This is a genomic window from Pseudoalteromonas sp. NZS127_1 (assembly GCF_015864295.1).
Classification (GTDB): domain Bacteria; phylum Pseudomonadota; class Gammaproteobacteria; order Enterobacterales; family Alteromonadaceae; genus Pseudoalteromonas; species Pseudoalteromonas arctica.
This window is the reverse complement of record NZ_JADYXO010000002.1, coordinates 95,597-110,325: the sequence shown is the minus strand read 5'-3', so window position 1 is coordinate 110,325 and position 14,729 is coordinate 95,597. Positions and strand designations below refer to the sequence as shown.

17 protein-coding genes are annotated in these 14,729 nt (G+C 38.2%); 13 read left to right on the top strand and 4 right to left on the bottom strand.

Annotated elements, in window-relative coordinates; translation table 11 throughout:
* Positions 1 to 83: 83 nt before the first annotated feature.
* From ccmA to I6F50_RS03545, 10 genes are read left to right on the top strand one after another with little or no spacing between them, the layout of a single operon-like run.
* On the top strand, positions 84 to 704 hold the full coding sequence (gene ccmA / locus I6F50_RS03590) for a cytochrome c biogenesis heme-transporting ATPase CcmA (protein WP_165728705.1): 621 nt from the start codon (positions 84 to 86) through the stop codon (positions 702 to 704).
* A complete protein-coding gene (gene ccmB, locus I6F50_RS03585) occupies positions 704 to 1,390 on the top strand; it encodes a heme exporter protein CcmB (protein ID WP_024608159.1) in 687 nt (228 codons plus the stop codon). The genes ccmA and ccmB overlap by 1 nt, the downstream gene beginning before the upstream one ends.
* A complete protein-coding gene (locus I6F50_RS03580; protein ID WP_007585844.1) occupies positions 1,390 to 2,127 on the top strand; it encodes a heme ABC transporter permease in 738 nt (245 codons plus the stop codon). The genes ccmB and I6F50_RS03580 overlap by 1 nt, the downstream gene beginning before the upstream one ends.
* A gap of 2 nt (positions 2,128 to 2,129) precedes the next feature.
* Entirely contained in the window at positions 2,130 to 2,333 is a 204-nt protein-coding gene (gene ccmD, locus I6F50_RS03575; protein ID WP_007585846.1) for a heme exporter protein CcmD, read from the top strand.
* Entirely contained in the window at positions 2,330 to 2,809 is a 480-nt protein-coding gene (ccmE, locus tag I6F50_RS03570; protein ID WP_007585848.1) for a cytochrome c maturation protein CcmE, read from the top strand. The genes ccmD and ccmE overlap by 4 nt, the downstream gene beginning before the upstream one ends.
* Before the next feature lie 2 nt (positions 2,810 to 2,811).
* Positions 2,812 to 4,782: a heme lyase CcmF/NrfE family subunit gene (locus I6F50_RS03565; protein ID WP_197175319.1), complete on the top strand. Its 1,971-nt coding sequence runs from the start codon at positions 2,812 to 2,814 to the stop codon at positions 4,780 to 4,782.
* Positions 4,779 to 5,348 (top strand): redoxin family protein, encoded by a 570-nt coding sequence (locus tag I6F50_RS03560; protein ID WP_165728706.1) that lies wholly within the window; start codon positions 4,779 to 4,781, stop codon positions 5,346 to 5,348. The genes I6F50_RS03565 and I6F50_RS03560 overlap by 4 nt, the downstream gene beginning before the upstream one ends.
* The gene (locus tag I6F50_RS03555; RefSeq protein ID WP_165739534.1) at positions 5,348 to 5,809 is read left to right on the top strand and encodes a cytochrome c-type biogenesis protein; all 462 of its coding nucleotides are present in this window, start codon (positions 5,348 to 5,350) and stop codon (positions 5,807 to 5,809) included. The genes I6F50_RS03560 and I6F50_RS03555 overlap by 1 nt, the downstream gene beginning before the upstream one ends.
* Entirely contained in the window at positions 5,810 to 7,060 is a 1,251-nt protein-coding gene (gene ccmI / locus I6F50_RS03550) for a c-type cytochrome biogenesis protein CcmI (RefSeq protein WP_197141425.1), read from the top strand. It begins immediately after the preceding gene.
* Positions 7,061 to 7,069: 9 nt separating this feature from the next.
* On the top strand, positions 7,070 to 7,801 hold the full coding sequence (locus I6F50_RS03545) for a VacJ family lipoprotein (protein ID WP_007585858.1): 732 nt from the start codon (positions 7,070 to 7,072) through the stop codon (positions 7,799 to 7,801).
* Between the two features lie 262 nt (positions 7,802 to 8,063).
* On the opposite strand, the gene I6F50_RS03540 is transcribed toward I6F50_RS03545, so the two are convergent.
* A complete protein-coding gene (locus I6F50_RS03540; RefSeq protein ID WP_007584100.1) occupies positions 8,064 to 9,290 on the bottom strand; it encodes an EAL and HDOD domain-containing protein in 1,227 nt (408 codons plus the stop codon).
* 332 nt (positions 9,291 to 9,622) lie between these two features.
* Between I6F50_RS03540 and putP the strand changes: the two genes are divergently transcribed.
* On the top strand, positions 9,623 to 11,101 hold the full coding sequence (putP, locus tag I6F50_RS03535; RefSeq protein WP_165728709.1) for a sodium/proline symporter PutP: 1,479 nt from the start codon (positions 9,623 to 9,625) through the stop codon (positions 11,099 to 11,101).
* A 274-nt stretch (positions 11,102 to 11,375) separates the two neighbouring features.
* On the opposite strand, the gene I6F50_RS03530 is transcribed toward putP, so the two are convergent.
* Entirely contained in the window at positions 11,376 to 11,693 is a 318-nt protein-coding gene (locus tag I6F50_RS03530; RefSeq protein WP_165742291.1) for a YebG family protein, read from the bottom strand.
* Between the two features lie 312 nt (positions 11,694 to 12,005).
* Here I6F50_RS03530 and I6F50_RS03525 point away from each other — a divergent pair, with 312 nt between their 5' ends.
* Complete coding sequence (locus tag I6F50_RS03525) at positions 12,006 to 12,302, top strand: helix-hairpin-helix domain-containing protein (RefSeq protein ID WP_165728711.1); 297 nt, start codon at positions 12,006 to 12,008, stop codon at positions 12,300 to 12,302.
* 24 nt (positions 12,303 to 12,326) lie between these two features.
* On the opposite strand, the gene I6F50_RS03520 is transcribed toward I6F50_RS03525, so the two are convergent.
* Complete coding sequence (locus I6F50_RS03520; protein ID WP_165728712.1) at positions 12,327 to 12,629, bottom strand: DUF6170 family protein; 303 nt, start codon at positions 12,627 to 12,629, stop codon at positions 12,327 to 12,329.
* Position 12,630: 1 nt separating this feature from the next.
* Positions 12,631 to 13,149, bottom strand: a complete 519-nt coding sequence (gene dsbB, locus I6F50_RS03515; protein ID WP_165728713.1) for a disulfide bond formation protein DsbB — start codon at positions 13,147 to 13,149, stop codon at positions 12,631 to 12,633.
* A gap of 543 nt (positions 13,150 to 13,692) precedes the next feature.
* Here dsbB and fadR point away from each other — a divergent pair.
* On the top strand, positions 13,693 to 14,406 hold the full coding sequence (gene fadR / locus I6F50_RS03510) for a fatty acid metabolism transcriptional regulator FadR (protein WP_004335692.1): 714 nt from the start codon (positions 13,693 to 13,695) through the stop codon (positions 14,404 to 14,406).
* Positions 14,407 to 14,729 lie beyond the last annotated feature (323 nt).

Below are 14,729 nucleotides of genomic sequence, written 5' to 3'. Positions count from 1 at the left end.
TGAATCGATTTTAAAGCAATATTCGTATTACCCTATCATTATGGTAGACTAACGCCTAATTTTTGGCAGAGAGAATCGTCATCTTGTTACACATTAAGTCCGTCACCTGCATCAAGCAAGATCGTTGTTTGTTTGCGGATCTTAATTTTAGCCTTAATAGCGGTCAAATCATGCAATTAGCGGGCCCTAATGGGGCTGGTAAAACATCGCTATTGCGTATTATCGCAGGCTTTTCTGTGCCTGATGAAGGAGCTGTTTTATTTCAAGAACAGCCTATATCTAAGTATTACGAAGAGTATGCCAGAGAACTACTCTTTATAGGCCACAAAACAGGTGTAAATACTCAGCTTAGTGCCGTTGAAAATGTTCGTCATTGGTTACAAATTAATGGCTACATAAACCAGCCTGACTTGTATCCCATTTTAGCGCAACTTGGCCTTGTTGGACTTGAAGATGTACCGGTTAGAATGTTATCTGCTGGACAACAAAGACGTGTAGCTTTGGTTAGGCTTTGGTTAAGTGATTCTAAATTATGGGTACTTGATGAGCCATTTACCGCGCTTGATAAAAGCGGTGTTGCTTTTTTGCAGCACCGATTTACTGAACACTTACAAAGCGGTGGTGCTATTTTATTAACGACTCACCAAGACTTAACGACCCATTTTAGTAACTTGCAAACGGTTACACTGGAGTATCGTCACTAATGACTCGTCAACATTCTTATTGGTTGCTATTTAGTGCGGTATTTACCAAAGATGTAAAACTTGCGTTTCGCCAGCGCGCTGAAATTGTAAATCCTATTTTGTTCTTCTTAATTGTAATTTCATTATTTCCGTTAGCAATCGGGCCTGAGCCTGGTTTACTAGCGAGAATGGCACCGGGAATTATTTGGGTTGCCGCATTACTTTCTACCATGCTGGGCTTGGATAAACTGTTTAGAGATGATTTTAATGATGGCTCATTGGAGCAGTTAATTGCATCGTCTTACCCGTTATCGTTAACCGTACTTGCTAAAGTGGCTGCTCACTGGGTGGTAACAGGTTTACCGCTTGTATTAATGACGCCGCTATTTGCATTGTTGTTAAACCTAGAAAGTACGGCGTTAACAGCGACTGTTTTAACATTATTATTAGGCACTCCACTATTGAGCTTTATTGGCGCAATAGGCGCAGGGCTTACTGTAGGATTACAAAAAGGGGGTATTTTGATGAGTTTACTCGTACTGCCTTTGTATATTCCTGTTTTGATTTTTGCAACGTCGGCTATCGATACCAGCTCTATGTCGCTGGATTATAGTGGGCAGCTTGCCATCCTTGGTGCAATGTTACTTATTGCTATTATTAGCGCACCAATTGCCATATCGTCAGCTTTAAAAGTGAGTGTAAGTTAATGTGGAAGTGGTTACATCCCTATGCTAAAGCAGAGCGTGCATACCAGTTATGCAATACGTTACTGCCTTATTTTGCCGTAGTTACTGTAGTTAGTATGATTGTTGGATGGGTATGGGGGCTTGGTTTTGCACCTGCCGATTACCAACAAAAAGACAGCTACCGTATCATTTTTATTCATGTTCCTTCCGCCATTTTATCTATGGGCGCTTACTCATCAATGGCTATTGCAGCTGTTGTTGCACTTGTATGGCAACTACGAAATGCCGAACTTGCCGTTATTGCTATAGCGCCTGTTGGTGCTTGTATTACAGCTATAGCGCTTATTACTGGCGCTGCATGGGGTAAACCTATGTGGGGTGCTTGGTGGGTATGGGATGCGCGTTTAACGTCGGAACTTATTTTATTATTTTTATATCTTGGCGTGCTTTCGCTTTATCATGCATTTGAAGATAAGAAGTCAGCAGGGCGTGCGGCTTCTATTTTAGCTATTGTGGGCGTAATCAACTTACCTATTATTCATTACTCAGTTGAGTGGTGGAATACGCTACACCAAGGCGCAAGCATTACAAAACTAGACACCAAAGCAATAGACCCAAGTATGTTTTGGCCACTTATGGTTAATATTTTAGCCTTTGCTGCTTTTGTAGGAACAGTAACTTTAATTCGTCTTAAAAATGAAATTTTGCAACGCGAAAAGCACCGACCGTGGGTGCGTTTGTTGTTAAATAAGGGGTAATTATGCAGTTTGACTCTTTTTCTGATTTTATTGCAATGGGAGGCTATGGGTTCTATATCTGGCTTTCTTTTGGTACATGCGCTCTTATTTTACTTGGTATTTTAGTGAACTCTTTAAGAGATACTAAACGTATTATGGCTTCAGTTGAGCAACAAATAATACGTGAAGCGCGAATTAAAAAAGCTAAACAGGAACAAGCCTCATGAATCCAAGACGTAAAAAGCGCCTATTGGTAATTATTGCCGTACTGTTTGGTATTGGTGGATCAATTGGCTTAGTGCTTTATGCACTTCAAGAAAATATTAATCTTTTTTATACGCCAAGCGAACTTATTGATGGCAAAGGGCCTAATAAAGAAAAACCATTCATTGGCCAAAAGCTACGTATTGGTGGCATGGTTGTACCAGGCACGGTTGAGCGTAATGAACAGAGCTTACAAGTAAGCTTTAAGCTAATTGATACAGGTCCATTAGTGACCGTGCGTTATCAAGGCATATTGCCAGACTTGTTTCGTGAGGGGCAAGGCATTGTAGCGCAGGGCGTATTAATCGAACCTAATGTTATTGAAGCATTTGAAGTACTTGCAAAGCATGACGAAGAATATATGCCAGCAGAGGTTGCAGAGGCAGTTAAAGGTATTAAGCACGAAAAACCAAAATACAACTTAGATAGTGGTAATTAGCTATGATCCCAGAAATTGGTTATTTTTCTTTAACGCTTGCCATGGTGCTAAGCGTTTTACTGTGTATTTTTCCTCTTTGGGGCGCGCATACCGGTAATCTTCGATTAATGCGTGCAGCTCCCTCTTTAGCAATTGGGCAATTCGCTTTTGTTTTAATCTCTTTTGCAGCACTTATTTACGCCAGTGTAACGGATGATTTTACCGTATCATATGTGGCATATCATTCAAGTAGTACACTGCCTTGGTATTACAAAATCACCTCTACATGGGGCGGCCATGAAGGCGCTATTTTACTGTGGTTAGTAATGCAAGCTGGTTGGACTGCCGTTGTCGCTGCGCGTTCTAAATCATTACCTTGGGTGCTACGTGCTCGCGTATTGGGCGTACTTGGTTTTTTAGGTGTAGGTTTTATGATGTACACCTTACTACTTTCAAGCCCGTTTGAGCGCCTACTCCCTTATTTCCCTGTTGAAGGGCGTGATTTAAATCCGTTACTTCAAGATCCGGGCATGATTATTCACCCGCCATTACTGTACATGGGTTATGTAGGGCTATCAGTTGCTTTCTCTTTTGCTATTGCTGCGTTGTTAACCGGTAAGCTTGATAACACATGGGCTAAGTGGTCACGTCCGTGGACAATGACTGCATGGGGCTTTTTAACTCTAGGAATCACAATTGGTAGCTGGTGGGCATATTCAGAGCTTGGCTGGGGCGGCTGGTGGTTTTGGGATCCAGTCGAAAACGCATCATTAATGCCATGGCTTGTAGCTACAGCATTACTACACTCATTAAGCGTAACCGAAAAACGTGGTGTATTTAAATCGTGGACCGTACTACTTGCTATCGCAGCATTTTCATTAAGCTTGTTAGGCACCTTTATTGTGCGCTCGGGTATTATTGTATCGGTGCATGCTTTTGCAACAGACCCTGATAGAGGCTTATTTATACTCGCCTTTTTAGGCATCGTTGTAGGTGGTGGCTTAGCGTTATATGCACTGCGTGTATCGCAAGTACATAGTGAAGGCCGATACAAGTTTGTATCACGCGAAGTGGCGTTATGGCTCAATAATATATTTTTAGTAGTTGCTACATTAATCGTATTGCTGGGTACGTTATTACCTATGGTTCATAAAGAAATGGGCTTGGGCAGTATTTCTATTGGCGAACCATTTTTTAATAAGATGTTTGCAATAATTTTAGTACCATTTGCTATTTTGATGGGTATAGGACCATTTTTACGCTGGAAGCAAAATAAATGGGCTTTCTTACAAAACAAAATATTAATGGGCGTATTAGCCAGTGTAGTGATTACCTGTGCTTGGTTGTTTTCAAGTTACGATTTAGTAAAACCACTTACGCTACTGGCCACTACGCTTGCGGTTTGGATTGCAATATCAACTGGGATCGACATTTACACTAAAGCCGCAGTGCATGGCACCTTAAAAGAAGGTTTAAAACGCTTAGGTGTAAGTTACTGGGCTATGGTGCTTGGGCATATTGGTATTTCGTTTGTTATTGTAGGTGTAACGCTTACATCGGCGTATTCAGTTGAGCGTGACGTATCGATGAAGCAAGGCGATACAGTTCAGCTTAACGAGTATGAATACCGTTTTGATGGTGTTAAAACTATTCGCGGGCCGAACTACAGTGGTCATGCGGGTGTTGTATCGGTGCTTAAAAACAATGAGCTAGTAACACGCTTACATGCCGAAAAACGTAAGTATGATATTGGTATGCAGTTTATGACCGAGGCGGCCATAGATGCAGGCTTTACACGTGATTTATACTTAGCGTTAGGTGAGCAGTTGAGCCAAGGTGCATGGTCACTTCGCATTTATCATAAACCGTTTGTTCGTTGGATGTGGATTGGTGGTGTGCTTATTTCCCTAGCTGGATTTATGATTTTATTTGATAAACGCTACCGCACATCAGCTAAAACAGCGCGTAGAGCTGCATCGGAGAATGTTTTATGAACCGTAAAATTTTAGCTATTGCGCCGCTTTTAGTATTTGCTTTTGTATGTGTATTTTTATACCAAGGCCTTTTTGCTAATCCTCGTGAAATTCAAACGGGTCGGTTAGGTCAAGAAATGCCAGCATTTAATCTACCTGATTTAATGCAAGATATTAAGCCGTGGACCAACGAGTCTTTAAAAGGCGAAGTTTACTTACTAAATGTATGGGGTACTTGGTGCCCAACATGTTTAGTTGAACTTGGTTATTTAACTAAGTTACGTGAGCAAGGCGTTAAAATTATTGGGCTTTATTACGTACAAGGTTACGATGCTGACTTTGATGGCCCTTTTGATATGCAATCACTTCGCAGTGAAGTGAGCGATATGCTGCAACGTGCGGGTGACCCATATCAATTTAATATCTTAGATTTACATCGTACTTTGTCGTTGGATTTAGGTGTTTCAGGTGCGCCTGAAACATTTTTAGTCGATAAAAACGGCACTATTTTATTGCATCACACGGGCGATATAAACCCGCGAGTATGGCGTGCTAAATTTGCGCCAATTATGCAGGAGCTTAAATAATGAAATGGTTACTACTTACGCTTAGCCTTTTTGTAAGCATCTGTGCGTTTGCAGAGCAAGATCGCTATCAATTTGATAACAACAAACAAGCAATATTGTTTGAAGAGCTAACTAAAGAGCTGCGCTGTCCTAAGTGTCAAAATCAAAACATTGCGGACTCTGACGCTGTGGTTGCTAAAGACTTGCGCGATAAAGTACTCGTATTGGTTAAAGAAGGTAAGAGCAAAGACGAAGTGATTGATTACATGATTGACCGCTTTGGCTATTTTGTTCATTACGACCCACCAGTTACACCAGCGACTTTAGTACTTTGGGTATTACCTGTATTAATTGTCATAGTCGGCTTTGGTTTTATTGTTATTCGCCAGCGAAAAGCATCAGTAAAACAAACGTGGAGCAGTGACGACGAAATGTTGTTAGCTAAGCTAATTGAACAAAATAAACGTCAGGAGCAAAGTTAAATGATTTTAATGTGGGCGTGTTTTGCTTTACTCACACTGGTTGCTCTTGGGTTTGTGATGTTGCCTTTTTTAAAAAAAGAGCGCGTTCAAACAATTACTCATAACGCCAATGCTGAGTTAATTAGCATTTATGAGCAGCGTTTAGTTGATTTACAAACCGATTTAGACAATCAGCGTATTGATACCGTAAATCATGCAGAATCAATTATTGAATTAAAACGCCGTTTATTGAATGAGTTATCACCAGAAAAATCACTAAACAGCAAAGGTAATAATCGTATTTTTGCTTTAACTGGTGGCGCATTTGTTCTTGCTCTAACAGGTGTTTTTTATGGTTTAACGGGTAGTCAGCAGCAAATTTCGGCTTGGCATGATGCAATGGATAATTTAGCTGATTACGGCGAGCGTGCTGTAATGCAAAAAGGTGAGCCGCTTAGCCAAAATGAGCTGCAGGCTTTTGCATTGGCACTTCGTACAAAGCTTAGCCGCTCAGGTGATGATGAAGTTGCTTGGATGCTACTTGGACGAGTTGCTATGTCGCTTAATGAATTTGACATGGCGCAGCAGTCATTTGATAAAGCACTTCGTATGAATCCTGATAATATGCAGGTACTTATTAGTTATAGCCAAGTTTTATTACTAGAAGGTAGCGAAGCTAATATGACTCGTGCGGCAGGTATGCTCTCAAAAGTACTAAAAGTTGAGCCTACCAATTTAGATGCAATTTCGTTATTAGCACTCATTGCTTATGAACGTAAAGATTGGCCTCAAGCCAAAGCTGCATTTGAAGTTTTACTTGCGAGTATGGAAAAAAATGATTCTCGTTATAGCATGATCTCTGAGCGTATCGCTGATATAGAGAAGCAAATGCAAACGGAAGGCTCTGTTATGCCAGTTACTACAACGGGTGCTATTGCAGTTACAGTCGACATTGCAAAAGAGCTTATAGATAAACAGCCAAAAGACGGTATCTTGTTTATATTTGCAAAAGCAGCAAGTGGTTCGCCAATGCCATTAGCTGCTGTTAAACTCGCTAATTATTCATTTCCAATTACAGTTGAGTTGAGTGATAGTAGTGCAATGGTTGCAGGGCTTAACTTATCTAGTGCAGAAAATATTATTATTTCGGCGCGTATTTCTATAGATGACTCGGTTATGCCAAGTTCTGGTGAGCTAGAAGGTCATTCAGAGTCGTTAAAGCGTGAAAGTGTAAGTGACTACCAACTTCAAATTGATACATTAATACCTTAAGGACGTTAGATGTTAAAACACAGTTTTACTTTTTTATGTTTATTGATACTAGCCGGGTGTGCTCAAGTACCACAAAGCAAAGTAGATGACAGAGATCCGCTGCAAAGTATTAATCGTCCGTTATACGACTTTAATATGGATGTACTGGATGCTTATTTATTGCGCCCAGTTGCTGTAGGTTATGTTGAAGTAACGCCTGTACCGGTAAGAAACGGTATTGTTAATTTTACAGGTAATATTACAGCACCTGTCGATATGATTAATGCGGGTTTGCAAGGTAAACCGGGTAATGCAAGTGTGAGCTTAGCGCGTTTTTTAGTTAACTCTACGGTTGGTATTTTTGGTATTTTTGATGTAGCCAGTTCACTTGGTCTTGAAATTGTAGATGAAGACTTTGGACAAACGTTAGGTGTATGGGGCGTGGGTGATGGTGCTTATTTAATGCTACCTGGCATGGGTCCTACAACAGCACGTAACCTGACCGGTGATGTAGTCGACAACTTTGTATTACCTGAAGTTGCGCTAACGACTCCACAAACTATTCTAGTGTTTGTTTTAAAAGCAGTTGAGGCGCGTGCATCATTAATCCCACAAGAAGGGTTATTAAATGATTCACTTGATCCGTACTTATTTGTAAAAGATATTTACTTCCAGCGTCAGATTTATGAGCTGTACGATGGCAACCCACCAATAAAAGAAGAGCCAGCTGATTTTGATGAAGACTTTTTAGAAAGTTTATAATTGAAAAGCCACTCATAAAAACGCCAGCTAAATGCTGGCGTTTTTATTTGCTGTTTATATATTTAACCTGAACTCTGGATAATAAATCTATCTCGAGCAGTTATTTTCAGCGCTAACTACGTTGAATTTACTTGCAATAGGCTAACTATTGACGCGTAAGTTCGCCTTGTTTTCACTGAAAATCTCTGGCTAGAGAAAAATAAATTTAAATATCATTATGATTTAATATATTAGTAAATATCTTAACCAGAGTTCAGGTAGTTTATTTTTCGTTCACTACTAACTGCATTTGTTCATTAACCCAAGCTAGCGCTTCATGATAAGCATCGGGAACTTTTTCACCTAGATTTAGCTCTTTCGTTAGCTCGTTTGCAGCTGACCAGTTTGCTTGTTCGTAGTATTTAACTAAGTTTAAATATTTTGCTAGCAAGCCTTCATCGTTTAATAGCGCTGCTTTTATATCATTAGAAAGTGGAAGCTTTTTCATTACGCTTTCCATACTCTCATCTAAAATAGCATCCATTAGCGACATCATACCGGTTAAAAATGCCATGCCGGTATCTTTAAACTGCCCATGGGATATAGCGAGCAATTCAGCAAATCGAGCGCGCGTAAGCGATAGCCTAATTAGCTCTACAGGTTTGTCTGCTGATACTTGTGCTGCAAACAGTAGTGACAATAGCTTTTTAATTTCATTGGCGCCAAGCACTATAAGAGCTTGCTTAATGGTACTTATTTCTGCGCGTCTTGCAAATGCGGCAGAATTTGAATACCTAAGTAATTTATAAGATAGGTTTACATCACGTTCAAACACATCAGTGATTTTCTTAAGATCCATATCAACACTTGATGTTTCGTAAAGTAATTCAGCTAATGCCATTTCTGAAGGTGGTAGAGCCTTACTTTGTACCATTTCAGGTTTTGAGAAGAAAAATCCTTGGAAATAATCAAACCCAAGCTCTAAAGCTTGTTGGTAAATTTCATAGGTTTCTACTTTTTCGGCAAGTAACTTAATATGTGAGTGCGGTTTTAAATCGTTTAGAACCGTTTTTATTGTATCTATATCGGATGCTAAAAAGTCTATTTTAATAATATCAATAAATGGGTAAAAATGACGCCATACAGGTTGATGAATATAGTCATCAAGAGCAATAGTGTAACCTTTATCTTTTAAATCTTTAACGATAGCTAATAAACGCTTACCAGGCTGGATAGTTTCAAGTATTTCTACAACTATAGTGTCTTTACCTAGTAGTGTAGGGTAACCCTTTGATAGTGTTTCTAGGGTGAAGTTTATATAGGCAGGTTTATTGTCAGTTAAATCTTCTAAACCAAAATTAAACTGGCTACCCTCTATAAGTCGTGTTGTTGCTTCGTCACCATCTATATCGGGAAATACGTTATCAACGCCATCACGAAATAAAAGCTCATAACCGATAAGTTTTTTATCTCTATCTAAAATCGGTTGACGTGCAGCGTAAAAATACATAAACAGTTCCGTAAGAGTGATGTAATTGGGTATTGTAATAATATATGGCAAAAGATTCAAAATAGCATTACGTATATTTGCATGATTAATAAATTATCATTATAAATTAAGGTGTTTCTTCTATTTAATTCATTATATTTTACCAATTCGCTTTAAAATTATTCAACATGAGTATTTTTGTATCAGCTGGAAGCAACAAGTTGGAGATTTTATTGTTAGGCATGATATAGTCAGCGAGAATGGTTTTTATCCTAATAGTGTCTTTATTATAATATTTTAAGAGTCAATATTCGGATCAAGAGCCTGTTATTAATAATTATGCGGAGGCTAATTTGGAAACAGGAATGATTATTTCACTAGCATTATATTTTGTTGTAATGTTAGGTATCGGACTATATGCATATAAGCAATCTACTGGCGATGTATCAGGTTACATGTTAGGTGGACGAAATCTATCACCAAGTGTTGCTGCACTATCTGCAGGTGCATCTGACATGAGTGGCTGGATTTTAATGGGCCTACCTGGTGCGATGTTTGTTACTGGTTTTAGTAGTACATGGATAGCAATTGGTTTGGTGATTGGTGCTTGGTTAAATTATCTGTTAGTTGCACCTAGATTACGTGTGTACACTGAAAAAGCAAATGACTCTATAACAATCCCAGATTACTTCTCAAATCGCTTCAATGATAAGTCAAACTTATTACGTGTTGTATCAGCTGTTGTGATTATAGTCTTCTTTACTCTTTACACGTCATCTGGTGTTGTAGCCGGCGGAAAATTGTTTGAAAGCTCATTTGGTTTAAGTTATGAAGTGGGTTTATACATTACAACGGGTGTCGTTGTTTTATACACTTTGTTTGGTGGTTTTTTAGCGGTTAGCTTAACTGATTTCGTGCAAGGTTGTATTATGTTCATCGCACTGATTCTAGTGCCTACTGTTGCATACTCTTTACTTGAACAACCTCTAGAATCTACTTTACATAGTGTAAATCCAGATATGCTTAACTGGATTGGAGCAGGCTCTGCATTGGGTATTATTTCTGCAATGGCATGGGGTTTAGGTTATTTTGGTCAACCACATATCATCGTTCGTTTTATGTCGGTACGTAGTGTTAAGGATATGCCTAAAGCTCGCCGTATTGGTATGACATGGATGATTGTTGCTGCCCTTGGTGCTGTTGGTACTGGTATATTTGGTGCTGCTTATACTTATGAAAATAATATTGTAGTTGAAGATCCTGAAACGATTTTCCTAATTCTTTCTGAGTTATTGTTCCACCCACTTATTGCTGGCTTTTTACTAGCTGCAATTTTGGCTGCTATCATGAGTACTATCTCATCGCAATTGCTAGTAAGCTCAAGTTCATTGACTGAAGATTTATATAAAACATTTTTACGTAAAGATGCTAGCGACTTTGAATTAGTTACTGTTGGTCGAATTAGCGTTGCCGTAGTGGCTATGTTTGCTATTTACTTAGCTTACGACAGAGATAGCTCTATTTTAGACCTAGTAAGTAATGCATGGGCAGGCTTTGGTGCTGCTTTCGGTCCATTGGTACTGTTCAGCCTTTACTGGAAACGTATGAATTTTGCCGGTGCGTTATCGGGTATGTTAGTAGGTGCGTTTACAGTGCTTGTTTGGGTTTATGGTCCGTTTACTATTAATGGTGAAAGCTTAAGTAGCTTTATGTACGAAATAGTACCTGGCTTTATTTTATCTAGTATCGCAATTGTTGTTGTTAGCTTAGCTACAAAAGAGCCAGAGCAAAACATTACCGCTTTATTTGATGAAGTAGAAAAAGAGCTTTAAATAGCAATTACTACTCATTTTTGAATGAGTAGTAATTAATACCAATCCGCAATAATACTTAATCATTTTGCGGGGCTAATGTGTCGCTACTGGCGTTAAAAAATTATCATTTAGAACAACTAAATATCGAATTTTTTGCCTAGCTATCAACACGTTTTTTTACCCTCAAAATAGATCACTTAATTAAGTGAATTGGTATAATAAAAAAGGGAGCAACTTAGTTGCTCCCTTTTTTATTTAGTTTGTCCCGTCCGAGGAAAGGGCAATCTACGAATTAACTTGCTTTTTTATCGTTGCTATCTTCAATTGATGCAACATTATCTGACTTTTTACTTTTTGTTGGCGCTTTGGCAACAACGGGATCTTTGCCGCCCTTTAATATAGTCATAAAGTCATCTTTGCTTTTCGCTATTTCTAAAGCAAGTGATTCAATTTGTTGCTCACTAAGCGGTACGTCTACCTTTTCTAGCATTAGCTCAAGTGATTCTGCTATATCGAGCATCTTGTCATAAGCATCAGCTTCTTTTTTGGTAGTAAACGTCATACGCTCGACTCCGTTTCGTTCTACAACATATTTAACAACAACAGCCATGATTTCTCCTGCAAAATTGCTTGGCACCGTGGTTTGTAAAAACCATTAGATTACTGTTTTTATGTACAGTAATGGTTTGTAAGTAAATTTGCAAGCGTGAAGTATTAATTTTTAGGTGTCTTAAATTTGACAAAAAACGGTAACTTTACTTTAGTTAAGCAATCACTTGTTGTACCAGCTGCATTTTCAGGATTTCGGATCATAGTGATAATGCGCTTAGGTACACTTTAAGTGATGAACTTTACAGTTCCTTATTTATTGATTTCCTGAGCAATACTCAAAATTAAGAAAAGAAGAATAAGGGCAAGTTTAATGAAAACGTTAAAAAATTTACTCATCATAAGCTTATTATGCTTACTACCTGCAACTACCGTATATGCACAACTATCGGAAGTAACCAAGCAAATGCCTCAAGTTGAGACAATTAGTATAAATAATGCTGATGCAGATATGCTTGCTAAGCTACCGGGTATAGGTAAGAAAAAAGCGCAGGCAATTGTGGATTATCGTGAAGAAAACGGTGAATTTAAAAGCGTCAGTGATTTATCGCAAGTTAAAGGAATTGGTAAAAAACTATTAGCTAAATTAGAGGGGAAAATTTCACTTTAAAGCTATTAAGTAATAATCAGGGCGCTATGCGCCCTGATTAAATTGTTTTAATGCATCGCTTAAGTGCTTTTTAGCAAAGTTAATTTCAATAGGTGTTGTTAATAGCGGATAGCAAAGCCCACCAAGTATCAAAAACGGGATTAATATCCAACCTTTAAATACCGTGAATATTAAAAATAGTGGACTTAGTAATATTAATTTAATAATACGTAGTAACACTTTATCAGTTGGCGATAACATACTTAACGAAAGTGCTATTACGTCCTGGCGCTTGCGCACTTTTAAGTGTTTAAGATCATCTAATTGGCTTGAAAAAAAGGTAAACATATTAAATCGATTTTTTTGTTATTAAGCGGCTAATCACTAACGCAAACAAAGTGATTGAGAATAGCGCAAATATAATTTCCATCCAAGCAGGCATGCTCAAACCAATAAACTGCCAATCTATATTTCCACAATCCCCGGTCGCCTGAAAAAAGCTAGGTATCCATTCGTGTAACGGCATAAACGATGGGAAGTTTGGTTCAAACTCACAGCTAAATGCAAAAGGGTCTGTGGTGGTTTGCATATCAATATGCTCGCGAGCTATAAGGTATCCCCAAACACTCGATACACCCCAAATTACATACGCTAATATACGAACTGCTTTGCTCTGTGGTTTAGTCGAACCTACAATGCCTGCACCTAATAAACCCAGTACAGCGGTACGTTGATATATGCACATTATGCAAGGCGCCAATCCCATTTGGTATTGAAAGAAAAGGGCGGTCACTTCAAGTAAAAAAACGATAGCTGTAAATAAAAGCCACGGGGTACGTTGGGTGGGTAATTGCGCAAGCCAGTTCATAAAAATTCCGCGTTTAAATAAGATGTTAGATTATGACCTAGGATAATGTATGCGGCAACAAAAAGGAAAAAAAAGCTACCGAAGTCGCTTTTTATAAGATGAAATTATTGACTACTCAATACAGCCTCAGCAGAGGTTACATGGCGCTCTACTTAGTTCCCATTGATACATAAGCTAAGTTATATCGCTTACTTATACAACATTGGTGCATTGCCTAATCACTTCTTTAAAGTTGCTGTTAGAACGCTCTGTTGCATAGGTGTTCCTTTTTAATGTACTTATGTGTATTAAGTTGATTCAGCTAAGTATGGTGTAAATAAAAATACCAATAATTACAATGTACCTACAATGAATATTGCTCTGTATATTTATACATTGTAGCGATATTAGAAAAACCTAAATTTTATTATTTATTAATCTTTAATTTCTACTCATTTGCTTATTAATATATCTGACTTTACTTGTTAGTTATGCTTCGTCTGGTACAATCAGTCAGTTATTCGTGTAAAACGATGAGTGTTGATTAATTCGAGTGGGAACTGGATGAGAATTTTTAAAGCGAAAAGCCCAGCAGGATTTGCTGAAGAATATATAGTTGAATCTATTTGGAACGGCGATTTCCCTCCAGGTTCAATTCTACCTGCCGAGCGAGAACTTTCAGAGTTAATTGGTGTAACAAGAACGACCTTGAGAGAAGTATTACAGCGTTTAGCACGTGATGGTTGGTTAACAATTCAGCATGGTAAACCAACAAAAGTAAATAACTTTTGGGAGACGTCTGGCTTAAATATTCTTGAAACACTAGCGCGCTTAGATGAAGACAAGATGCCAGAGCTGACAGATCAGCTTTTATCTGCACGTACTAATATCAGTGCTATTTATACACGTGCTGCAATTAAGTTAAATCCTGAACGTGTAATTGAAATTTTATCACAAAGTCATGAGCTAGAAGACACTGCGCAGGCATTTGCTGACTACGATTATAAAGTTCATCACGAATTAGCCGTTGCGGGTAATAACCGTATTTATGTATTAATACTCAACGGTTTTAGAGGCTTTTATTCAAAGATTGGTTGTCATTACTTCTCTGATGCCGGAACTCGTGAACTTGCTCGTCAGTTTTATAAAGATTTAACAATCTTGGCAGAAAATAAAGAGCACGATGGTGCTATTTCGATGATGCGTAAATACGGTCATCAAACAGGTGAGATTTGGCAAAAAATTCGAGGCGATATGCCCTCAGATATAATGGATTAAATTTAAACGAAAAACCTGCATTTGCAGGTTTTTTTGTAGCTGTAAAAATTAATACCGCATTATATGAATTTTTAAACAATTTAATGTATTAAGCTTTCTTCAGTAACGTCAAAAGTTCTATCTAATTACAACGCAATTTACACTTCAAAATAGACCTATTATTCAAGCAGATTAGTGCAAGTTGTAAGTGTTCGTTATTTTCGATTGCTCACATCGTTAAATGCGATTGTTCTTTTGTAGTGAATAACTTTAGAATGCCAATTAATTATATGTGTTCGCTATTGGTTTTTAATTTTTAGCGCCCATATAAGTACCAGCATTGC

Coding starts and splice junctions, on each gene's coding strand:
- ccmB (WP_024608159.1), top strand. CDS start 704: ATGACTCGTCAACATTCTTATTGGTTGCTATTTAGTGCGGTATTTACC.
- I6F50_RS03565 (WP_197175319.1), top strand. CDS start 2,812: ATGATCCCAGAAATTGGTTATTTTTCTTTAACGCTTGCCATGGTGCTA.
- ccmD (WP_007585846.1), top strand. CDS start 2,130: ATGCAGTTTGACTCTTTTTCTGATTTTATTGCAATGGGAGGCTATGGG.
- I6F50_RS03525 (WP_165728711.1), top strand. CDS start 12,006: ATGAAAACGTTAAAAAATTTACTCATCATAAGCTTATTATGCTTACTA.
- I6F50_RS03520 (WP_165728712.1), bottom strand. CDS start 12,629: ATGTTTACCTTTTTTTCAAGCCAATTAGATGATCTTAAACACTTAAAA.
- I6F50_RS03540 (WP_007584100.1), bottom strand. CDS start 9,290: ATGTATTTTTACGCTGCACGTCAACCGATTTTAGATAGAGATAAAAAA.
- I6F50_RS03545 (WP_007585858.1), top strand. CDS start 7,070: ATGTTAAAACACAGTTTTACTTTTTTATGTTTATTGATACTAGCCGGG.
- I6F50_RS03555 (WP_165739534.1), top strand. CDS start 5,348: ATGAAATGGTTACTACTTACGCTTAGCCTTTTTGTAAGCATCTGTGCG.
- I6F50_RS03560 (WP_165728706.1), top strand. CDS start 4,779: ATGAACCGTAAAATTTTAGCTATTGCGCCGCTTTTAGTATTTGCTTTT.
- I6F50_RS03530 (WP_165742291.1), bottom strand. CDS start 11,693: ATGGCTGTTGTTGTTAAATATGTTGTAGAACGAAACGGAGTCGAGCGT.
- ccmE (WP_007585848.1), top strand. CDS start 2,330: ATGAATCCAAGACGTAAAAAGCGCCTATTGGTAATTATTGCCGTACTG.
- fadR (WP_004335692.1), top strand. CDS start 13,693: ATGAGAATTTTTAAAGCGAAAAGCCCAGCAGGATTTGCTGAAGAATAT.
- dsbB (WP_165728713.1), bottom strand. CDS start 13,149: ATGAACTGGCTTGCGCAATTACCCACCCAACGTACCCCGTGGCTTTTA.
- ccmI (WP_197141425.1), top strand. CDS start 5,810: ATGATTTTAATGTGGGCGTGTTTTGCTTTACTCACACTGGTTGCTCTT.
- I6F50_RS03580 (WP_007585844.1), top strand. CDS start 1,390: ATGTGGAAGTGGTTACATCCCTATGCTAAAGCAGAGCGTGCATACCAG.